The organism is Gemmatimonadota bacterium, assembly GCA_040882465.1.
In the GTDB taxonomy this organism is placed as follows: domain Bacteria; phylum Gemmatimonadota; class Gemmatimonadetes; order Longimicrobiales; family Gaopeijiaceae; genus JBBEBG01.
The window spans coordinates 20,862-38,716 of sequence record JBBEBG010000022.1; the positions used below are offsets into that span (position 1 = coordinate 20,862).

The following is a 17,855-nucleotide window of genomic DNA, read 5'->3' on the forward strand; positions in this document are numbered from 1 at the left end:
ATTTCCTGACGGATCGTCCGGGCCGCGCTGGGATCGAGGCTGAGGGGGTGGCCGGAAGTGGTCAGGTCCGGAGGGGGCGAGGCCGCGCCGCGGGAAAGAGGACGTTGTTCAGGATCAGACGATACCCCGGCGAACCGGGGTGCAGGTCGAGATTCGTCGGCGGGTCCCCGATCTGGTGTTCGGGGTCCTCTGGATCGTGACCGCCGTAAAAGGTGAAGGTTCCCGCGCCATAAGAACCGTGGATGTACTTCGCCCAGCTTCCCTCCTCCGCGAGCACCGTGATCGAAGGCTTGAGGCGGGAGCGCCGGAAGGAAGTCGTGAGCCCGTAGAAGTCGGGGATCAGTGCCTCATGATTCTGAACCAGCATCGTCGGCACGGGGTCGATCTTCGCTGAGAACTCGAAGAGAGTGAAATACCCGAGGCGCTCTCTCCGGTTCGTGTTCACCTGGTGGTAGTCAATGTCCGAAAAGGAGTTGACCGAGGGTGAAAGCTCCACGCGCGCGGCCGTGAACGCGAGCGCGGACTGCCAGTCCATCCGCTCGTTCGCGTTCGCATCCGGCGGCCTCCCGTTCGCGTAACTCGCCGTGATGTCGGTCGCGTGGCTCGCGAGCGAAAGGTCGAGGGTCTCCGTCGCGGAGCACATCGCGAACAAGAAGCCTCCTCCCTCGACGTACGCCCGGATCTCCTCGGCGACCGCTCTCTTGAGGGCGGGAACGTCCGAAAATCGGAAGCGGTCCGCCACCTCGCGGTTCCGGGCGACTTCCTCCTGAAGCCAGGCGGCGTCCTGGTAACTCAGGTAGAACTTCGAATACTGGCCCGTGAAGTCTTCGTGATGCAGGTGAAGCCACTCGTACTCCTCGAGTCCCCCCGTGAGGACCTCCGGATCCCAGATCGTCTCGTAGGGGATGTCCGCGTAGGTGAGCGCCATCGTGACCGCATCGTCCCACGGCGTCGCGTTCGGGGGCGTGTAAACGGCGATCTTCGGTGCCGTCTCGAGGGGAACCGACTCCATGTTCCCCGCCTGGATGATGCCGCGAATCCGCTCGAGCTCCTCTCCGTTCACCGCCTCGAAGTGAACCCCTCGGAGTGCGGCTTCGCGGCGCACCTGAGCCAGGTCCGGAAGGAGGAAGGAGCCGGCCCGGTAATTGAGGAGCCACTCCGCGGACTCCCCCTGGCTGAGAAGCCAGTAGGTCAGCCCATACGCCTTCAGGTGGTTCGACTGCGCGGCGTCCATCGGGACGAGGAGGTGCTGCGCCCCCAGCGGGGAAACGAACGAGGCCCACGCCAGGAGCAGGAACGCGCAGATCCGGGAAAAAACGGTCATCAGCGGCGATTCGGGACCGGCGGACCCGAGGTCGAAGGGAGGACGGGACGCCCCTGGTCGCGGGCCCGCTCGATCTGGAGAAGGCGACGCGCCTCCGGCGCGATCGGGTGGTCTGGGCCATCCACGATCAGATCCTCGACAAGGCGGAACCCTTCCGCGCGCCGCGCGTCGATGCTGAGGAGCCAGCGGGCGTGCCGAAGCCTGATCTCGGGGATCTCGATCGCTTCCGGAGCCTCGTCCATCACACGTACGCGTAACTCGGCGGCCCGCGTCGGATCGGCCGCTTCGGAAAGGAGCGCCGCCAGAGCGAGCAGGGAGCCGCGATCGTCCTCCGGAGCGGCGTCCACTCCGTCCACGATCACCTCGACCGCTGCCGGTTCGTCTCCCGCGTCCGCGTACGCGACCGCCCGGACCGCCAGGGGCGCAGACGCCGGCGTGATGCGGCCGAGAAGGGCGAGCAGATGCACCCAACTCGTGGCCTCGAGGGGCTCCCGGTCCGCGACGATCGCGCGGATCTCCTCGCTCGCTTTCGCAGGATCGCCACCGGGGCCGGCCCACTGGACGATCTCCGCCAGGTTGGAGATGGTGTCGGCCGCGGAGAATGGCGGGGGGTACGTCGCCGGGACCGGCCCCTCTCCCGACGCGGCCGGCGCACCCGGCACGGCGAGGAGGACGAGGAGAGTGAGGCACGCCCGCCCCGGAGCGAGAGTCATGGATTCCCCTCCGCCGCCTGACGCCTGTTCACCCTCTCGAAGTAGTCGAGGACGAGGCGCCGCTGGCCGGGTGTGAGGGCATCCAACTCCGAGGGCGCGGGAATCGGGAGGGCGAGAACCTCGAGGAGATAGTCCGGGAGCGGCGAGACGATGCGCCGTTCCACCGCTCCCGCCGTGGTTCCCTCGCGCTCCTCGGTCGGACCGTCGCGCTCGAGCGTGCGTCCCGCCGAGAGGAGCCGGTCGAGGAAGTGGTCCTGACGGTCCAGCGTCGTCCCGTCGATTCGTCCCCCATTCAACTCCTCGGCAATCTGCTGAGCTTCCTCAGCGAGTGCTTCGAGGCTCCCGGGAATCTGGCCGGCTCCCGGCTCGCGGGAGAGGTCCCCGAGCGAGCTCGCGATGGACTCCTGCGTGCGCGCCAGTTCTTCGAGCCGGGCCGTGCGCCCGTCCGTCCCCGGATCCTGACCGAGCGCGCGTGAATCCCGGTTGATGGACTGCTGCGCCTGGGCGAGTGCTTCCATCTGGGCGAGAATCTCCTCGGCCGAAGCGCCCGCCTCGGCGGGGGATCCCCCACTCTGCTGTCCCGCCCCCGAAAGGGCGAGGAGAGCCATATCCTGAAGTGCGGCCTGGATATTCCCGGCCGCGGCATCGGTCGCGGGCTGGACCGAAGGGCTCCCGCGGAGCCCGTCGATCGCGCGTTCCGCGGCTTCCGTCGCACGTCCCGCCGCCAGGGAGATGGCGCCTCCGAGCGCGGGATTTTGGAGTGTGGCGGCGGCGAGCTCGTTCGCCAGATTTCTCAGCCCCTCGAGGAGCGCGACCTCGTCTCCCTCGAACTCTCCGCGCCGGTTTGGTCCGGCGTTGGGGAATTCCTCTCGAAGCTCCCCCTGGCGCCGCGCGAGGGAAAGGGCGTTGTGCGCTCCGCGCCGAAGCGCCTCCTCCATCGCGGCCTGGAGATCGTCGCCGAAGTCCTCGCGGGCTTCCTGAAGCTCCTGGAGCGCGCTCTGGAGCTCCTCCGCGGCGCGCTGGGCTTCTTCGCGGGCCTGAGAGTCGTTTCCCTGCCGGTTCTGGCGGGCGGCCTCCTCCATCGCCTCCCGCGCCGCCGCCATCTCCCGGTTGGCCTGTTCTGCTCGATCCGCCGGCGCCTCGTCTCCCCCGGTTCTCAGCCTCTCCTCGAGCTGGGCGACGCGATCCTCGACCGACTCCGTGCGGCGCGCCAACTCCTCCTGCGTCTCCGATCCCTGTCCCGCGGCGAGGCTATCCGCCACCTCCGCCTGCGTTTCCATGAGGGACTGGATCTCCTCCTCCGTCGCCCTCATGGATTCCTCGAGCGCGCTCCGGCGCAGCCGCTCGAGCGCCTGTTCGAGCCGGCTCTGCATCTCTTCCTGGCGCTGGGCGATTTCGTCGAGGATCTGGCCGGGAGTCTGAGGCATCTCCCCCTGGCGAAGGCGCTCCAGAAGCTCTTCGAGGCGCTCCCGCCCTTCGGGCCCGAGGACCTCCTCCAGGAGCTTCTCGAGCTCCTCGATCCGCTCCTGGAGGGAGGACTCGGCTCCTTCCTCCTCTTCCGCCTCTTCCGCGAGGGCTTCGCGTAACTCCTCGAGCCTCTCCCGGACCTCATCCGTGTCCTGCGCGAGGGTGGACTGCCGTTCGAGCGCCTGGGTGAGCTCCTCTCGCTGCTCGAATTGGTCCCGCGGTGTGGATGGATTGGCCCGCGCGCGCTGGAGCTCCTCCTCCCGCTGCAGGGAGTGGATCTCGGCAGCTTCGCGGGCGGCCCGGTCGAGAAGCTCCTCCGTCCGCGAGGCCGCCTCGTCAATCTGCACGCGTGCGAGCTCCCGGAGCTCCGACTCCGCGGGCATCCTGAGGGTGATCCAGGCGCTCTCCACGATGTGGGGCGACGGCGCGTTGTCGGCGGCTCGCGCGCGGAGTTGAATTTCTTCGCCTGGGAGAATCCCCCAGGCGTTGAAGTCGAGGACCGAGCGGAGCGTCACCGTGGGTCGCTCCCCCGTCTCCACCCGATCGCGAACCGGCTCCCGCGTCGTTCCGTCGGAGCCCCGGAGCATGGACTCGAGCTCGATCCAGGCGACCCCGTAGTCGTCCGTCGCCTCGACGAGGATCGGGAGGCGAAGGGAGAGGGGAAGCACTCCATCGGCGCCGGGGACAGGGAAGGCGATGGCGGGCGTCGCGTCAGGGACGATTTCGATGTCGAGCGGGGGCGGGAGAAGCGCACCTTCCCTTCCCCCGCTCACCACCCATTCCAAACGCTCCGAGCGGAGTGGCCGCCAGCGCCCCGTGAAGCGATTCCCCTCCACGGCAAGACGAACGGCCACCGCGTCGCCCTCCCCGACGAGGGAGACTTCGCCTCCCGAGCCTTCGACGCTCCCCGTGATCGAGAGGGTGGTCCCCTCGGGAAGGAGGAGCGACTCCGGAGCGCCGCGGACGAGCTCCGAGGCAAGCCGGGTGTGCGGTGGATAAAAGACCTCGATCAGAAGGTCGGCCACGAGAGAGGGATCCACCGGGGTGAGGAGAAACTCCCCCGTCTGAGCCCCGTCCACCGCCGTGGCCCAGTACCGCGTCTCCGATTCGAGGGGCGGGAGGTCCGCGGTTGCGGCGCCGCCCCCGACGGGAAGGGTACGGGACTCGACGAGGGCACCGACTTCCTGCCAATGCAGCGTGACGGAATCCCGCCCGTCTGCCACGATCTCGACGCGGGGCGCCTCACCCCGCGGGAGGCGGGCGTCACCCGGGCGGAGCTCGAGTGGCGCGAGCGGCGGTGGCCGAAGGAGCGCCGCGGGGGTCGTGAGACCGGCCCAGGCCATTCTCGTGCGATCGGGCGTCAGCGCCACCAGGGCGGCAACGATGACGACCGCGACCACGGAAGTGACTCCGGCGACCCGGAGCCAGCGTCCGACGATACGCCCCGGCTCGCCCGCGAGCTGCCCCACGCTTCCTTGCAGCCGCGAGAGGAGCACGCCCTCCCCGGCTCTCGCGAGGGGCCCTGAGACGCCCCGCGGGAGCGCGGTGAGGAGCTCGGCCTGTGCGCGCACCGAGCCGTCGGGGAGGTGGGCCGAGCGTTCGATTTCCCCCGAGATCCCGGCCTCGCCGGTCCACCGCGCGAGGCGAGAAAAGACGAGGAGTCCGATCCCGGCCAGCGCGATCCCGCCACCGAGGAGGAGGAGGAGGGGAATCGGGGTGCCTGGTGTCCAGCCATCGGTCCCCGCAAGGAACCAGGCCAGGACGAGCACGAGTCCCACGATGCCGGCCGCGGTGCAGGCCAACGCGGCCCCCGCCCGCCTGCGGAGTGTCGCGCGGATCTGCGCGAGAATCCCGAGGAGCGAGGGGTGGGTCATGGAGCCGCCCTGCTCACGGCGTAGAGAAACAGGTTCACGCCCATCCTGAGGGCGGCCTCACGGAGCTCCGGAGGGTTGTCGTGCACCTGCGGATCCTCCCATCCGTCCCCGAGATCCGATTCGAAGGAGTAAAAGACGACGAGGCGTCCCTCGTGGAAGATGCCGAATGCCTGCGGGGGAGCTCCCGTGTGCTCGTGAATCTTCGGAAGCCCGCCAGGGAGCTCGTAGAAGAGGTGGAAGACGGGATGGTCCGGCGGAAGCTCGGTGAGGGGACGGTCGGGAAAGAGGAGCGCCATTTCCCGCCGAAACGATTCGTCCAGCCCGTACGTGTCGTCGGCCAGGAGGAATCCGCCCGACTCGAGGTAGCTCCGGAGCGCTTGGCGCTCATCCGCCGCGAAGGCGACCTCGCCGTGTCCAGTCAGGAAGAGGAAGGGGTGATCCCGAAGTCCTGGATCCAGGGGGGTGATCACGACCTCCCGATCGGCGACGGGGAGCCCCGTCCGCAGGCGGACCGCTTCGAGGAGGTTGGGAAGCGCGGACGGATTCGCGTACCAATCGCCACCGCCGCCGTATTGGAGCCGGGCCACACCGAGGGGAGCAAGGTGCGGCACCGCCGCGGGCGCGATGACCCGCGCGGTGGCCGGCGCGGCCGCGGACGCGGCCCGCCGATCCAGTCCTCCCGCCCCTCCAAAAAGGAGCGCCAACACCAGGGAAAACAAGCTCAATCTGAATCGCTCTCGGCTTCGAGCCCTGAGTGTGGGGCGACAGGTGCCCCGGTTGAAACGCCCTCTCCTACCAACTCCTGCACCAAAGCATACGCCCGGTTCCGCGAGATTCCGAGCCTCCGTGAAAGGTCGTGCGCCGCCCGGCTCGGAGAACTCCCGCTCCGAAGGAGCGCCTCGGCCAGGACGCGTCCGGCCTCCTCGTCCACCCGTTGGGATACCCCGTCCCCCTCGGCCGGGGCCACGACCAGGGTCACTTCGCCCTTCGGGTCCTCACTCGTGGCGTAGGAGCCGGCGAGCTCTTCGAGGGTTCCGCGCCGGAATTCCTCGTGGAGCTTGGTGAGCTCCCGGGCCACGGCGGCCCGCCGGCCCGCTCCGCAGCGACCCTCGAGGTCGGCCAACGTCCTCGCGGTGCGCTCGGGGGATTCGAAGAAGACGACCGTCTCTCGGGACAGCGCGACCCGGTCCAGCGCCTCGTCTCGCTCCTTCCCCTTACGCGGAAGGAATCCGAGAAAGGTGAAGGGGACGGGGGGAAGCCCGGAGCCGACCAGGGCGTGGAGGATCGCCGAGGGACCCGGGATCGGCACCACTTCCTGACCCTCATCGAGGGCTCGCCGAACGAGGCGCTCACCCGGGTCGGAAACCAGTGGTGTTCCGGCGTCCGAAACGAGGGCGAGGGCGGCCCCGGACCGGAGGCGGTGAAGCACTTCGTCCCCCCTCCCTTCTTCGTTGTGCGCGTGAAGGGAGAGTAGGGGCGTCGAAAGTCCAAGGTGGCGAAGGAGGATTCCGGTTCGGCGAGTGTCCTCGGCGAGCACGGTTTCGACCTCTCCAAGTATCCGCGCGGCGCGCGGGGAGAGGTCCTCCAGATTCCCGATCGGGGTGGTGACGAGGTACAGGGTGCCCATGACCCTGAAGATAGGCCGAAACGGAGGGGTATAACATCCTGCCCGCAATCCCGCGCAATCGGGGAGACGTGTCGCCGCCGGGGGGAGTTGCGGAACGGGCTCGCACCACGCCGGGCGGCCGCGACAATGCGCGGGCCGCCCGGACGCGGGGCCGCCTGCTCCACTACCCTAAAGGTGCTCTTGGATCTTTCGCGCCAGATAGGGCTTCGGCACCGCGCCGACCACGGTGTCCACGTGTTTCCCGCTCTTGAAGAAGAGGATGGAGGGGATGGAGCGCACACCGAACCGGACGGCCGTTCCCGGATTCTGGTCCACGTCTAGTTTTCCGACCACGACGCCCTTATCCGCGTATTCCAGCGCGAGCTCATCCACGATGGGGCCGACGATCCGGCAGGGACCGCACCAGGCGGCCCAGAAGTCCACTAGGACCAGCCCTTCAGCGCCCTCTACCGCCGTGCCGAAAGTGTCGTCGGTCACCGTTACCGTGCTCGTTCCCTGCGTCATGCGTCACTTCTCCTTGTGTTGGCCTGAATCGGTGGCGCCCTCACAACCGATCGCGTGGCCGCCATAATAAGGAAACTCCCGCGAAGCCTCGGAGGTTCCCGGAAGGCCGTCATCTTCTCGAGTTCGGCCTGCTCCACGAGCCAGCGGCCATCCGACGTCTGGACCACGAAGAAGCCAACGTCCGGGTATTGGTTGCCGGCCCGGACCAGGTCCACTCCGATGCGCGTCGTGGGACGGGTGCGGCCCGCCACCGACGACTCGGAGCGCACGCGGTAATCGTCGTGGCGGAGGATCGCCGCGATCGCATCCATCCGGAGCTCGATCTCGCTCCAGGAGAGGCAGGGATCCCCGATCCGGATCCAGGATCCGATTCGCTTGAAGGCGCAAGAGAACCCATTCCCGGTGGCGTCCGCGATCGGCCCGTCCGCGGTTCCGAAAATCCGGGCCATCGCCTCGAGGTCGCGCGTGTTCGCGGCCTGCAGGAATCGCTCCACCGAAAGCATCGGAGCGACCCCCGCCATGCGAGTGGAGGAGAGGGGCGGACCCGACGCACATCCGGCGGCGATCCCGAGGAGCGCCAGCGCGGAAAGCATCGGCAACCGGGACATGAGCGGCCCTGCGACGGAGGAGGGCAGACCGGGCGACGGCCGGAACTTCGAGGAGGTCCCGATCGGCGTCAAGCGGCCCCGGCCTCACGCCCGTGGCCGAATTCGAATCGAATCTCCCCTCCGGGCTGGAGGGGTGGAAGGACCCGCACGACCGCTTCCTCCCCAGGCTCCTCTTCCAGGAGCCTCAGGGCGAGCGGATTCTGGATGCGCTGTTGGATCACGCGCTTGAGGGGGCGGGCACCAAAAACCGGATCGAAGCCCTCTTCCCCCAGGAGATCCTTTACCCGGTCCTCGACGAAAAGAGTGACCCCAAGCTCCGCCGCGAGCGTTCCCACACGCTCGAGCTGGAGATCCACTATTCGCCGGAGGTCCTCCCTTCCCAGAGGGCGGAAGACGACGATGTCATCCACCCGATTCAGGAATTCGGGGCGGAAGTGTTGGTGCAGCTCCTTCCGGACCCGCTCGCCCACGGTCTCCCAGCCGGCGCCGGCCTCGGCCTGCTCGAGGATGTATTGGCTCCCGATATTCGAGGTCATGATGACGACGGCGTTTCGGAAGTCCACGGTGCGCCCTTGCGAGTCGGTGAGCCGGCCGTCGTCGAGGATCTGGAGGAGGACGTTGAAGACGTCGTGGTGAGCTTTCTCGATTTCGTCGAAGAGGATCACCGCGTGGGGGCGACGCCGGATCGCTTCGGTGAGTTGCCCGCCCTCTTCATAACCGACGTATCCGGGAGGCGCACCGATCAAGCGAGCGACCGCGTGTTTCTCCATGTATTCGGACATGTCTATGCGGACCATCGCCCGTTCATCGTCGAAAAGGAATTCCGAGAGGGCGCGCGCCGTTTCCGTCTTTCCGACTCCCGTCGGTCCGAGGAAGATGAAGGAGCCGACCGGACGATGCGGATCCTGGAGCCCAGCGCGCGCGCGGCGCACCGCGTTCGCGATAGCGCGAATCGCCTCCTCCTGGCCGACCACGCGCGCTCCCAGGAGCTCCTCCAGGTGCGTGAGACGCTGCCGCTCCGACTCCAGGAGGCGGGAAACCGGGATTCCGGTCCACTCTCCCACGACTTCCGCGATGTCGTCGGCGGCGACCTCTTCGCGGAGGAACTTCCCCTCCACCTGGAGCTCGCCCAACCGCACCGCGGCCGCTTCGGACTCCTTCATCGCCCGGGGGATCTCGCCGTATTGGAGCTCCGCGGCGCGCTCGAGATCCCCGGTTCGGGTCGCGCGCTCCACCTCGGAGCGGAGCTCGTCGAGGCGCTCCTTGAGACTCTGAATCCTAGAGATCGCCTCCTTCTCGGCCTGCCACTCCGCCTTCATCCCCGAGCTCTTTTCCTTCAACTCGGCGAGCTCGGCCTCGATCGCGGTCCGACGCTCCACCGCGGAGCGGTCATCTTCTCCCGAGAGGGCCTGTCGCTCGATCTCGAGCTGGATGATTCGGCGCTCCACCTCGTCGATCTCTTGAGGGAGCGACTCGATCTCCATGCGAAGCCGGCTCGCAGCCTCGTCCACGAGATCGATCGCCTTATCGGGGAGGAAGCGCCCGCCGATGTACCGGTCCGAGAGCTTCGCCGCCGCCACGAGCGCCTCGTCGAGGATCCGCACGCCGTGATGCACCTCGTAACGCTCCTTGAGCCCGCGGAGAATGGCGATCGCATCCTCAACGGAGGGGGGCGCGACGTAGACCGGTTGAAAGCGCCGCTCCAGCGCGGCGTCTTTTTCGATGTGCTTGCGGTATTCGTCGAGCGTCGTGGCACCGACAAGTCGGAGCTCCCCGCGGGCCAGCATCGGCTTCAGCATGTTCCCGGCATCCACCGCCCCTTCCGCAGCGCCTGCGCCGACAATCGTGTGGAGTTCGTCAATGAAGACGACGAAGCGCCCCTGCGACTCCGTGATCTCCTTGAGGACCGCCTTCATTCGCTCTTCGAACTCACCCCGGTACTTCGCCCCAGCGAGCATGGCGGAGATGTCGAGAGCGATCAGCCGCTTTTCGGCGAGGGAGGAGGGGACGTCGCCGGCCACGATGCGTTGGGCGAGCCCCTCCACGATGGCGGTCTTCCCGACGCCCGGCTCCCCGATCAGGACGGGATTGTTCTTCGTCCTGCGCCCGAGGACCTTGATGACCCGGCGCACCTCCTCGTCCCGCCCGATGACCGGATCGAGCTTCCCCTCGCGGGCCAGCGACGTCAGGTCTCTGGAGAAGCGTTCGAGCGCCTGGTATTTCTCCTCCGGGGTCGGATCGGTCACGCGGTGTGATCCACGCACCTGTTCCAGCGCCTGGAGGATGAGGTCGCGGGTGATCCCGGTCTCCTTGAGCACCCGACCAGCGTCGTTTTTCTCCTGAATGAGGCCGAGGAGGAGGTGCTCGGAGGAGACGTATTGGTCTTCGAGTGCCGCGGCCTCTTTTTCGGCCACTTCGAGCGCCCGCCGGAGGTCGCGGGCGAGGGTGGCCTCGCCACCTCCCTCGACCCGGGCATAACGCGCGAGTGCGTCGGTCAGCCGGTCGCGCAGGAGAGGGACCCGAACGCCGGATTTTTCGAGGACCGGACGAACGATACCCTCTTCCTTGGCGAGGAGCGCCGACAGGAGGTGGACGCCCGCGATCTCCGGGTGCCCCATCTCCCGGGCCAGGCGCGCCGCGGATTGGACGGCCTCTCCGGCCTTGACGGTGAACCTCTCGAAATCGGCCATCAGGCTTTCTTATCCGGCGCTCAAGGGGTTCCCGCCACGACGCGCTTCACGAGGGCTCCGGCGGGGATCGTTTGCCCGGACCCGAGGTGATTGATCGTTGCGACGGTCGCGAGCGGGACCCGCGATGGAAAGCGTTGGTGGAACTCCTCGAGTGTCATGGCACGGTCCGTCCGCACCAGCGCGAGCCGGTCGGGCTGGACGCCGAGGACCGAGGCATCGGTGACCGGGCGGAAAGAATCGAGCGCCGCCCGCACGACCCCGGCGCGCGCCTGCCAGCGTGCATCAGGCGCGTACCCGAGGATCAGGAAGACCAGCCCGCGATGCTCGTAGAAGGCGGCCTCGCCGACGAGGACCCCACTTTCGGTGTTCGCCGCGAAGCTCGCGCGCGAGCTTCTCAGGCCGTTCAGTGTCTCATCACGCAAGTTCGATGTCGTGATTCCCTGCTCGGCGGCGAAGGCATCGCGACCGGCACGGGCGGAAGCCGCTTCGGCGATCGTGAGGACGATTGCCGCGTCCGACTCGGCACTCAGGCCTCGCACCGCGATCTTCTGGTTCACGGTCTGCCACCCGTCCGGGAAGTCGAGCTGGAACGCGAGGTCGGGGTGGAGGAAGGAGCTCTCGCGGAAAAATCCTTCGCGGGGATTCGCGCCGAACATCATCCCTTCGATGCGCCGCAAGTAACTCTCGCGCTCGACCCGCGTGCCGGAGGCTTCGCCGGCCGAGATCCTGCGCAGGATCTCGTCTCGCCGGGAAAGGGGATCGGGGTGGGTGGAGAGGAAACCGGGGATTCGCTCGCCGTCCTGGGCGCCGGAGGCGGCGGCCAACATGCCGAAGGTGGCGGCCATCTCGCGCGGGTCGTAACCCTGGCGCGTCATGTACCCAAGCCCGAGATCGTCGGCTTGCCGTTCGGCGTCGCGGCCGTAAGAGAGGAAGAGGAGGCCGAGGCCGGTGCTGGCCAGATCCGCGTACGGGGCCAGATCCGGCGCCAGAATCGTCCCGACGCCGAGCCCGAGCTGCGCAAGCTGGGTGCGGCTCATCTGGCTCACCGAGTGGCGGGCCGTCACGTGTCCGATCTCATGCCCGAGGACGCCGGCGAGCTCGGCTTCCGAGGAGAAGTGGGCGAGAATTCCGCGAGTGACGTAAATGAATCCACCCGGCACCGCGAACGCGTTCACGGTCGCGTCGTCCACGATCCGGAAGGTCCACGGGAGGTTCGGGCGCTCGGAGGCGAGCGCCATCCGATTGCCCAGCTCCTGGACGTAGCGCTGGAGGCCTTCGTCTTCGTAGAGCCCCAAAGAAGCCGCGATCTGGGGATCCGCGTCCCTCCCCATCTGGATTTCCTGCGACTCGCTGATGAGGACGAACTGTCTTTCCCCGGTCACCGGGTTGATCGCGCAGCTCGCCGCGGCCGCAAAGAGGATCAGCGGAGCGGCGAGGCGTTTTATCCCAAGGGAGCCCTGGAATCTGCGCGTGATATCTCGCATGAGTCTCTCCTACCCGTTCCGCAGGGGAGGGTTCATAACGGCCTCAGCCCCCCCGCACTCGTCAGAAGGCCGGCGCCACCAGGATGGCGTTGGCGAAGATCTGGAATCCGGAGTACCAGAAGCCGCGAAAGAGGGGGTCGTCCGCGAAGAGAATCACCTTGCCGGAGCCCCGCGTCCGTTCGACCAGCCAGGCGCTCCGCGCGAGGCGATCGAGCGTCTCGTCCGAGACCACGCCGCTGATCCGGTCGAGCCCCTCCGGGAAATAGGCCACAGACTCGAAGGCCTCGTCCGGCTCGAACCCGACCCCGGAAGAGAGGACGAAGAACCGCCCCGCGAGGCTCCCCGCATCCGCGCCGAAGGCGAGGGGATGGGCCGGATCGAGGGTGAGCTGAAAGATCGTCCCGGGAGTCTCCTCCCTCCACCGGTCGAGCTCCCGCTCCTCTCGTGTTCGCAGCGCCCGCTCGAGGCGCTCGTCCCGGTCGGGGTCCACCTCCTCCTCGAGCTCGGTGCGCTCCACCACTTCGGCGAGAGGCTCGGCGAGATCGCGGGCCGCGGCCCCTGCGGCGACGAGCGTCCCTCCGGCACGGATCCAGCTGTCGAGCCGCTCGATCCCGGACTCCCCGAGGACGCTTTCGGGGCTCCCGGGCGGGACGACGATTACGTCGTAGTCGTCCAGCGCGACTCCGGAGAGACCTTCGACAGCCAGGATGTCGAAGGGAATGTCCAGAACTCTCTCCAAGAAGTGCCAGTGCGCCCCAAAGCCGGTCGGAGATGTCCCCTCTCCCCCGAGAAGTCCGATCCGGGGGAGGGTGAGAGGCGCGGCGTCGTCGGTCCCCAGGTCCGGGCCGGAGATGGTGAGTCCGGAAGAAATCGGGATCGCGACCCCCGCGAGCCCGGCCGCCGCGAGTCGCTCGTCCAGCCCTTCATTTCGGCTCCGCGGAAAAAAGAGCGTCCCCCTCGGGAACGAGGTGCCCGCCACCGAAAAGGTGTCCGCGAGGGCCACCACGCGTCCCTCCGCCTCCAGGAAACGAATTAGCCCGGGGACGTTCGAGAAGGAGGGGGGCATGAGAGAACCGTAACTTCCGGCCCCGGCGCCCCCGGGCGCGGACTCGGAACGCGTCGCCACCGGAGCCCAGTTCCCGCCCGCCGGACGGAGCGCGCTATGCGCCTCCACCCCGTAAGCGTAGGGGAGCGCCCATGCCGTGATGTCGTAGGCCGAGCTCGCGTCGAGGGAGTTGTCCGGACGGAGGAGCGCACCCGCAAGAAGTCCCCGCGGCTGACGCGCCCGGACCCGGTAACTCCCAAGAGGAAGGACCTCCCGGCTCTGAAAACCGACGTGTGGGATCGACTCGGCCGGGACGTCCTCTTCGGCCCGCTCGACCTCGATGCCCTGTTCACGCAGGAGAGACACGAGGGCCTCGGCGCGGCTCGGATCCGGCCCGGGGATCAGGTAGACGTCGCTGAGACCCGAATCCACGGCACGGTGAAGGGCGGCGAAGCCGAGGAGGAGGTCGGTTTTTCCATCCGCCGCGGCACGGAGGGTCGCGTTCCCGGTCGTGCGATGACCAAACGCGCGGTCGCGGAGAGTCAGCACGGACCCGTCCGGGCGCTCGATCTCGGTTCCCGCCGCTCCGCCACCCCCTTGCTCGTAAGTCATCCCGATGGCGCCGAGGAGTGACGGCCAGGAGTCGCCGTATCCGGGATAAAAAAGGTCGTAGTTCTGCCCCGTGTAATAGAGTAGTCCTTCGCGGTCCATCGCCGCCGCATTCGCCTGGCCGAACCGCTCCCCCCACTCGAGCACGTGCGAGGGAATGATCGTGTTGATGGGGTCGGCGGCGGGAAAGAAGAAGTAGGTGGACCCGGAACCCATCTCGTGAAAGTCCACGTGGACCTGCGGGAGGTACCGGTGATACCGCTCGAGACGTCCGCGGGTCTCGATCTGGGTGAGCCACGCCCAGTCCCGGTTCAGGTCGAAGAGGTAGTGGTTGAACCTTCCGCCGGGCCAAGGCTGCCTCCGTTCGCGGAGCTCGGGGTTGGGGTTCGGGCGCGCCTGCGCCGCCTGACGAAACCAGTTCACGTAGCGGTCGCGGCCGTCGGGGTTCGCGACCGGGTCCATCACGACCACGACCGAATCGAGGACGCCGGCGAGCGCCCCGCTTCCCGACGCGAGATCGTACGCCGTCCAGATCGCGGCCTCGGAGGAGGCGCTTTCGTCTCCATGCACGCCGTAGGTCAGATAAACGATCGCGGGATTGGAAGCGGAGATCTCGGCGGCGCGAACTTCCGAGGTCTCCGGATCGGCGAGCTCTCGATTCATGCCCAGGATCTCGTCGAGCCGCGTGCGATGCCGGGGAAGGGCGAAAAGAACCTGGACGAGGGGCCGTCCTTCCGAGGTCGTTCCGTAGCTGTCCACGGTCACGCGGTCCGATGCGTCCGCGAGCGCGCGCATGTACCGTTCCACGCCGGCCGCGTCGGTGAAGCGCTCCCCCACCTCGTATCCGAGCACTGCTTCGGGCGCCGGTACGGCCTGCGCCATTCCGAGGGACGGAAGGAGGAAAAGCAGGGTCGCGAGAACGAGGCTCTCGCGCGGGGTCGGCTTCATCGTGTTCGCCGGGATGGAGGGGAGACGGCCCTCAAGGTATTTCCGGACGCGATCCGGGGGCAACGGGCCCGGCTCCCGGAAGGCGGGCCCAAGCGCCCGCGGGAGGTGCGGTCCAAGGGCCCGGGGTTGACCCTCCTTCCCTCCCCTTTCAGCTTCCGCTCCATAAACGGGGCCGGTGAGGGGCCGCGCCGGCGCCGCGCCCGGACCCCGACCCCGAACCGCAGGATTCCCATGCTCGCCAATCGGTCGCGTACGCAGTGTCGCCCGACCCCAGTCCGCCTCCGGCACGGAGCGGCCCTCCTTGCGTGCGCGACGCTCCTCGCCGGCTGCGACCACCGCATCCCTACCTCTAGGGACGAGGAAACCATCCCCCGGGAGAGTTTTATCGCGACGATGGTCGAGCTTCGCACGGCGGCGGTGCGCACCCAGATGGGACTCGTCACCCAGGAGCAGCGCGACCGCATCCTGAGCCGGCATGGAGTCTCAGAGGAGGAGCTGCGCCAGTTCGCGGACGTCCATGGAGCCAACGTCCCCATGATGAGCGAACTCTGGAGCGAGGTCGAACGCCGCATCGCGGAGGAACTCGGCGTTGACTTGGCGCCGGAAGGGGAACCCCAGGGGGAACCCGCCGAGCCGCTCCCCTAGGGGAGGGGCCTCAGAAGACCTGGAAGTTGATTCCGATCGCGAGCGCTTCGCGGTCGCCCACCGACCCGCCGAACCGGATCGTCCACCCCGATTCGAAGGCCACGTCGAACCCCAGGTCGAAGGCGAACTCGAGGTCGAGAGCGTCACGGGGCCGATCGTCGCCGAGGTAGGCGTCGAGAATGACGCGCGGCGTGACGTAAGGGGTGAACCGCACGTTATCCGCGAAGAGCTCCCGGCCGATGGAAGCGCCGAATGGGAAGCTCAGGACCGTGAAGTCGCCGATTCCGAATCCCGCCCCCACCACCCAGCTCACGTCGAGGGGGAAGTCCTCCGTCACGCGAAGGAGTTCACCGCTGACGTCCATCCCACCAAAAACCGCCAGGTCATCGCTGAAGTCTTCCGCGAGCCCCATCCGAAAGCCGAAGGTATCTTCCGGGCGCCAGGTCGTGAAGACGCCGATGCCCGAGCCTTCGGACGGATCCGACAAAAATACCCCCCAACCGGAGGGCGTCGACGGACCCACCATGAGGGGAGCATCCCACGGGACTTGTGCGGGCAAAGCAGCGGGAAAGGCGAACAACCCCATCGCTACGGCAAGCCGTAAATTTTTCATCCCGTCGCTCTCCTTGAGTCTTGCCCGTCCTGGTCGCGGGTCTCGGGGCGTACGGACGTGACCGGCACTCCCGTTACAAAGTTGTACGGCTCAGCCGGGTGGGAGAAGGGGTCCGGTCGGCGCGATGCCCATCCAGGCGACCCCCTCCTCACTCCCACTCGATTGTCGCGGGAGGTTTCGAGCTGACGTCATAGGTGACGCGATTGACGCCACGCACCTCGTTGATGATCCGGGTCGAGATGCGGCCGAGAACTTCGTGCGGGAATGGAAACCAATCGGCGGTCATCCCGTCGCGGGAGGTCACCGCCCGAAGCGCGACGACGTTTTCGTAGGTTCGGCCGTCCCCCATCACCCCGACGGAGCGCACCGGAAGGAGTACGGCGAAAGCCTGCCAGATCTCGTCGTAGAGGCCTGCCGTCCGAATTTCGTCCAGGTAGATGGCGTCCGCCTCGCGGAGGACATCCAGCCGCTCCTCCGACACCTCGCCGAGTACGCGGATGGCGAGACCCGGTCCCGGGAAGGGATGGCGCCCCACGAATTCCTCGGGGAGGCCGAGCTCACGCCCCACGTTTCGTACCTCGTCCTTGAAGAGCTCGCGGAGGGGTTCGATGAGCTCGAAGGGCATCCGCTCGGGGAGCCCTCCGACGTTGTGGTGGGTCTTGATCGTGGCGGAAGGGCCGCCCGTCGAAACCGACTCGATCACGTCGGGATAGAGAGTTCCCTGAACGAGGAATTTCGCCTCGTTCCCCTCCTCGCGGGCGGTCTGCGCGAAGACTTCGATGAAGGTGTTTCCGATGGCCCTCCGCTTCCGCTCAGGATCGGTGATTCCTGCGAGGGCCGTCAGGAATCGCTCCCGGGCGTCCACCACCACGAGCGGGATTCCCATGTGGAGGCGGAAGGCGCGCTCCACCCCCTCGCGCTCGTTTTTCCGGAGAAGCCCGTTGTCCACGAAGATGCAGGTGAGGCGGTCACCGACCGCCCGGTGCACGAGGGCGGCGGCGACCGAGGAGTCCACGCCGCCCGAGAGACCGCAGATGACCTGCGCATCGCCGGCGCGCTCCCGGATGCTCGCCACGGACTCGTCCACGAACGCCCCTGGAGTCCAGGTCGGCGCGCAGCCGGCCACGCGGAAGAGAAAATTCGAGAGGATCTCGTCCCCTCTCGACGTGTGCGCGACTTCCGGGTGGAATTGGACGCCGTAGATCTCGCGGTCCTCGGCGCGAAAGGCCGCGACCGGGAGGGTCGAGGTCGAGGCGAGAGCACGGTAACCGGGCGGCGGGACGTCCACATGGTCGCCGTGCGAACACCAGACCCTGGTCGTCTCTTCCGTCGAGAAACCGTGGAAGAGGAGATCGGGGTCGAGGATGCGGAGCTCGGCCCGGCCGTATTCGCGCGGGCCCGGATTGACCTTTCCGCCTCGCACATGCCCGATGAGCTGCATTCCGTAACAGATTCCGAGAATCGGGATCCCTTCGTCGAGGAGCGCGGGATCGAGCGTGGGCACCCCTTCGTCGTAGACCGAGGCGGGACCCCCCGAGAGGATGATCCCTTTGGGCCGCCATCTCCTGATCCACTCCAGCGGTCGAGTGGGCGGGTGGATCTCGCAGAATACTCGCTCTTCTCGAATCCGCCGCGCGATGAGCTGCGTGAACTGGGATCCGTAGTCGAGGATGAGCACCCGGTCGGGAGTCTGGGTCATCGGCT

At 67.7% G+C, this 17,855-nt stretch carries 13 protein-coding genes; 1 reads left to right on the forward strand and 12 read right to left on the reverse strand.

Going from position 1 to position 17,855, the window contains the following annotated elements; genetic code table 11:
• Window positions 1-61: 61 nt before the first annotated feature.
• From WEG36_06725 to WEG36_06770, 10 genes are all read right to left on the reverse strand, one after another.
• Window positions 62-1,324: an asparagine synthetase B gene (locus tag WEG36_06725; GenBank protein MEX1257291.1), complete on the reverse strand. Its 1,263-nt coding sequence runs from the start codon at window positions 1,322-1,324 to the stop codon at window positions 62-64.
• Window positions 1,324-2,037: a hypothetical protein gene (locus WEG36_06730; GenBank protein MEX1257292.1), complete on the reverse strand. Its 714-nt coding sequence runs from the start codon at window positions 2,035-2,037 to the stop codon at window positions 1,324-1,326. Before WEG36_06730 ends, WEG36_06725 begins: the two co-directional genes overlap by 1 nt.
• Window positions 2,034-5,378, reverse strand: coding sequence for a hypothetical protein (locus WEG36_06735; protein ID MEX1257293.1), 3,345 nt, complete (start codon window positions 5,376-5,378; stop codon window positions 2,034-2,036). The genes WEG36_06730 and WEG36_06735 overlap by 4 nt, the downstream gene beginning before the upstream one ends.
• The gene (locus tag WEG36_06740) at window positions 5,375-6,103 is read right to left on the reverse strand and encodes a DUF4159 domain-containing protein (protein ID MEX1257294.1); all 729 of its coding nucleotides are present in this window, start codon (window positions 6,101-6,103) and stop codon (window positions 5,375-5,377) included. Before WEG36_06740 ends, WEG36_06735 begins: the two co-directional genes overlap by 4 nt.
• On the reverse strand, window positions 6,100-7,005 hold the full coding sequence (gene rsmI / locus WEG36_06745; protein MEX1257295.1) for a 16S rRNA (cytidine(1402)-2'-O)-methyltransferase: 906 nt from the start codon (window positions 7,003-7,005) through the stop codon (window positions 6,100-6,102). The genes WEG36_06740 and rsmI overlap by 4 nt, the downstream gene beginning before the upstream one ends.
• Before the next feature lie 168 nt (window positions 7,006-7,173).
• On the reverse strand, window positions 7,174-7,509 hold the full coding sequence (trxA, locus tag WEG36_06750; protein MEX1257296.1) for a thioredoxin: 336 nt from the start codon (window positions 7,507-7,509) through the stop codon (window positions 7,174-7,176).
• Complete coding sequence (locus WEG36_06755; GenBank protein ID MEX1257297.1) at window positions 7,506-8,117, reverse strand: hypothetical protein; 612 nt, start codon at window positions 8,115-8,117, stop codon at window positions 7,506-7,508. Before WEG36_06755 ends, trxA begins: the two co-directional genes overlap by 4 nt.
• Window positions 8,118-8,185: 68 nt before the next feature.
• Entirely contained in the window at window positions 8,186-10,807 is a 2,622-nt protein-coding gene (clpB, locus tag WEG36_06760; protein ID MEX1257298.1) for an ATP-dependent chaperone ClpB, read from the reverse strand.
• Window positions 10,808-10,827: 20 nt separating this feature from the next.
• Entirely contained in the window at window positions 10,828-12,291 is a 1,464-nt protein-coding gene (locus WEG36_06765; GenBank protein MEX1257299.1) for a M48 family metalloprotease, read from the reverse strand.
• 61 nt (window positions 12,292-12,352) lie between these two features.
• On the reverse strand, window positions 12,353-14,893 hold the full coding sequence (locus WEG36_06770; GenBank protein ID MEX1257300.1) for a M14 family metallopeptidase: 2,541 nt from the start codon (window positions 14,891-14,893) through the stop codon (window positions 12,353-12,355).
• Window positions 14,894-15,286: 393 nt separating this feature from the next.
• Between WEG36_06770 and WEG36_06775 the strand changes: the two genes are divergently transcribed.
• Entirely contained in the window at window positions 15,287-15,538 is a 252-nt protein-coding gene (locus tag WEG36_06775; protein MEX1257301.1) for a hypothetical protein, read from the forward strand.
• Between the two features lie 10 nt (window positions 15,539-15,548).
• Here WEG36_06775 and WEG36_06780 read toward each other — a convergent pair whose 3' ends face one another.
• Together WEG36_06780 and guaA are read right to left on the reverse strand one after the other, a co-directional pair.
• Complete coding sequence (locus tag WEG36_06780; protein ID MEX1257302.1) at window positions 15,549-16,151, reverse strand: hypothetical protein; 603 nt, start codon at window positions 16,149-16,151, stop codon at window positions 15,549-15,551.
• A gap of 148 nt (window positions 16,152-16,299) precedes the next feature.
• The gene (guaA, locus tag WEG36_06785) at window positions 16,300-17,850 is read right to left on the reverse strand and encodes a glutamine-hydrolyzing GMP synthase (protein ID MEX1257303.1); all 1,551 of its coding nucleotides are present in this window, start codon (window positions 17,848-17,850) and stop codon (window positions 16,300-16,302) included.
• Between the last annotated feature and the right edge of the window lie 5 nt (window positions 17,851-17,855).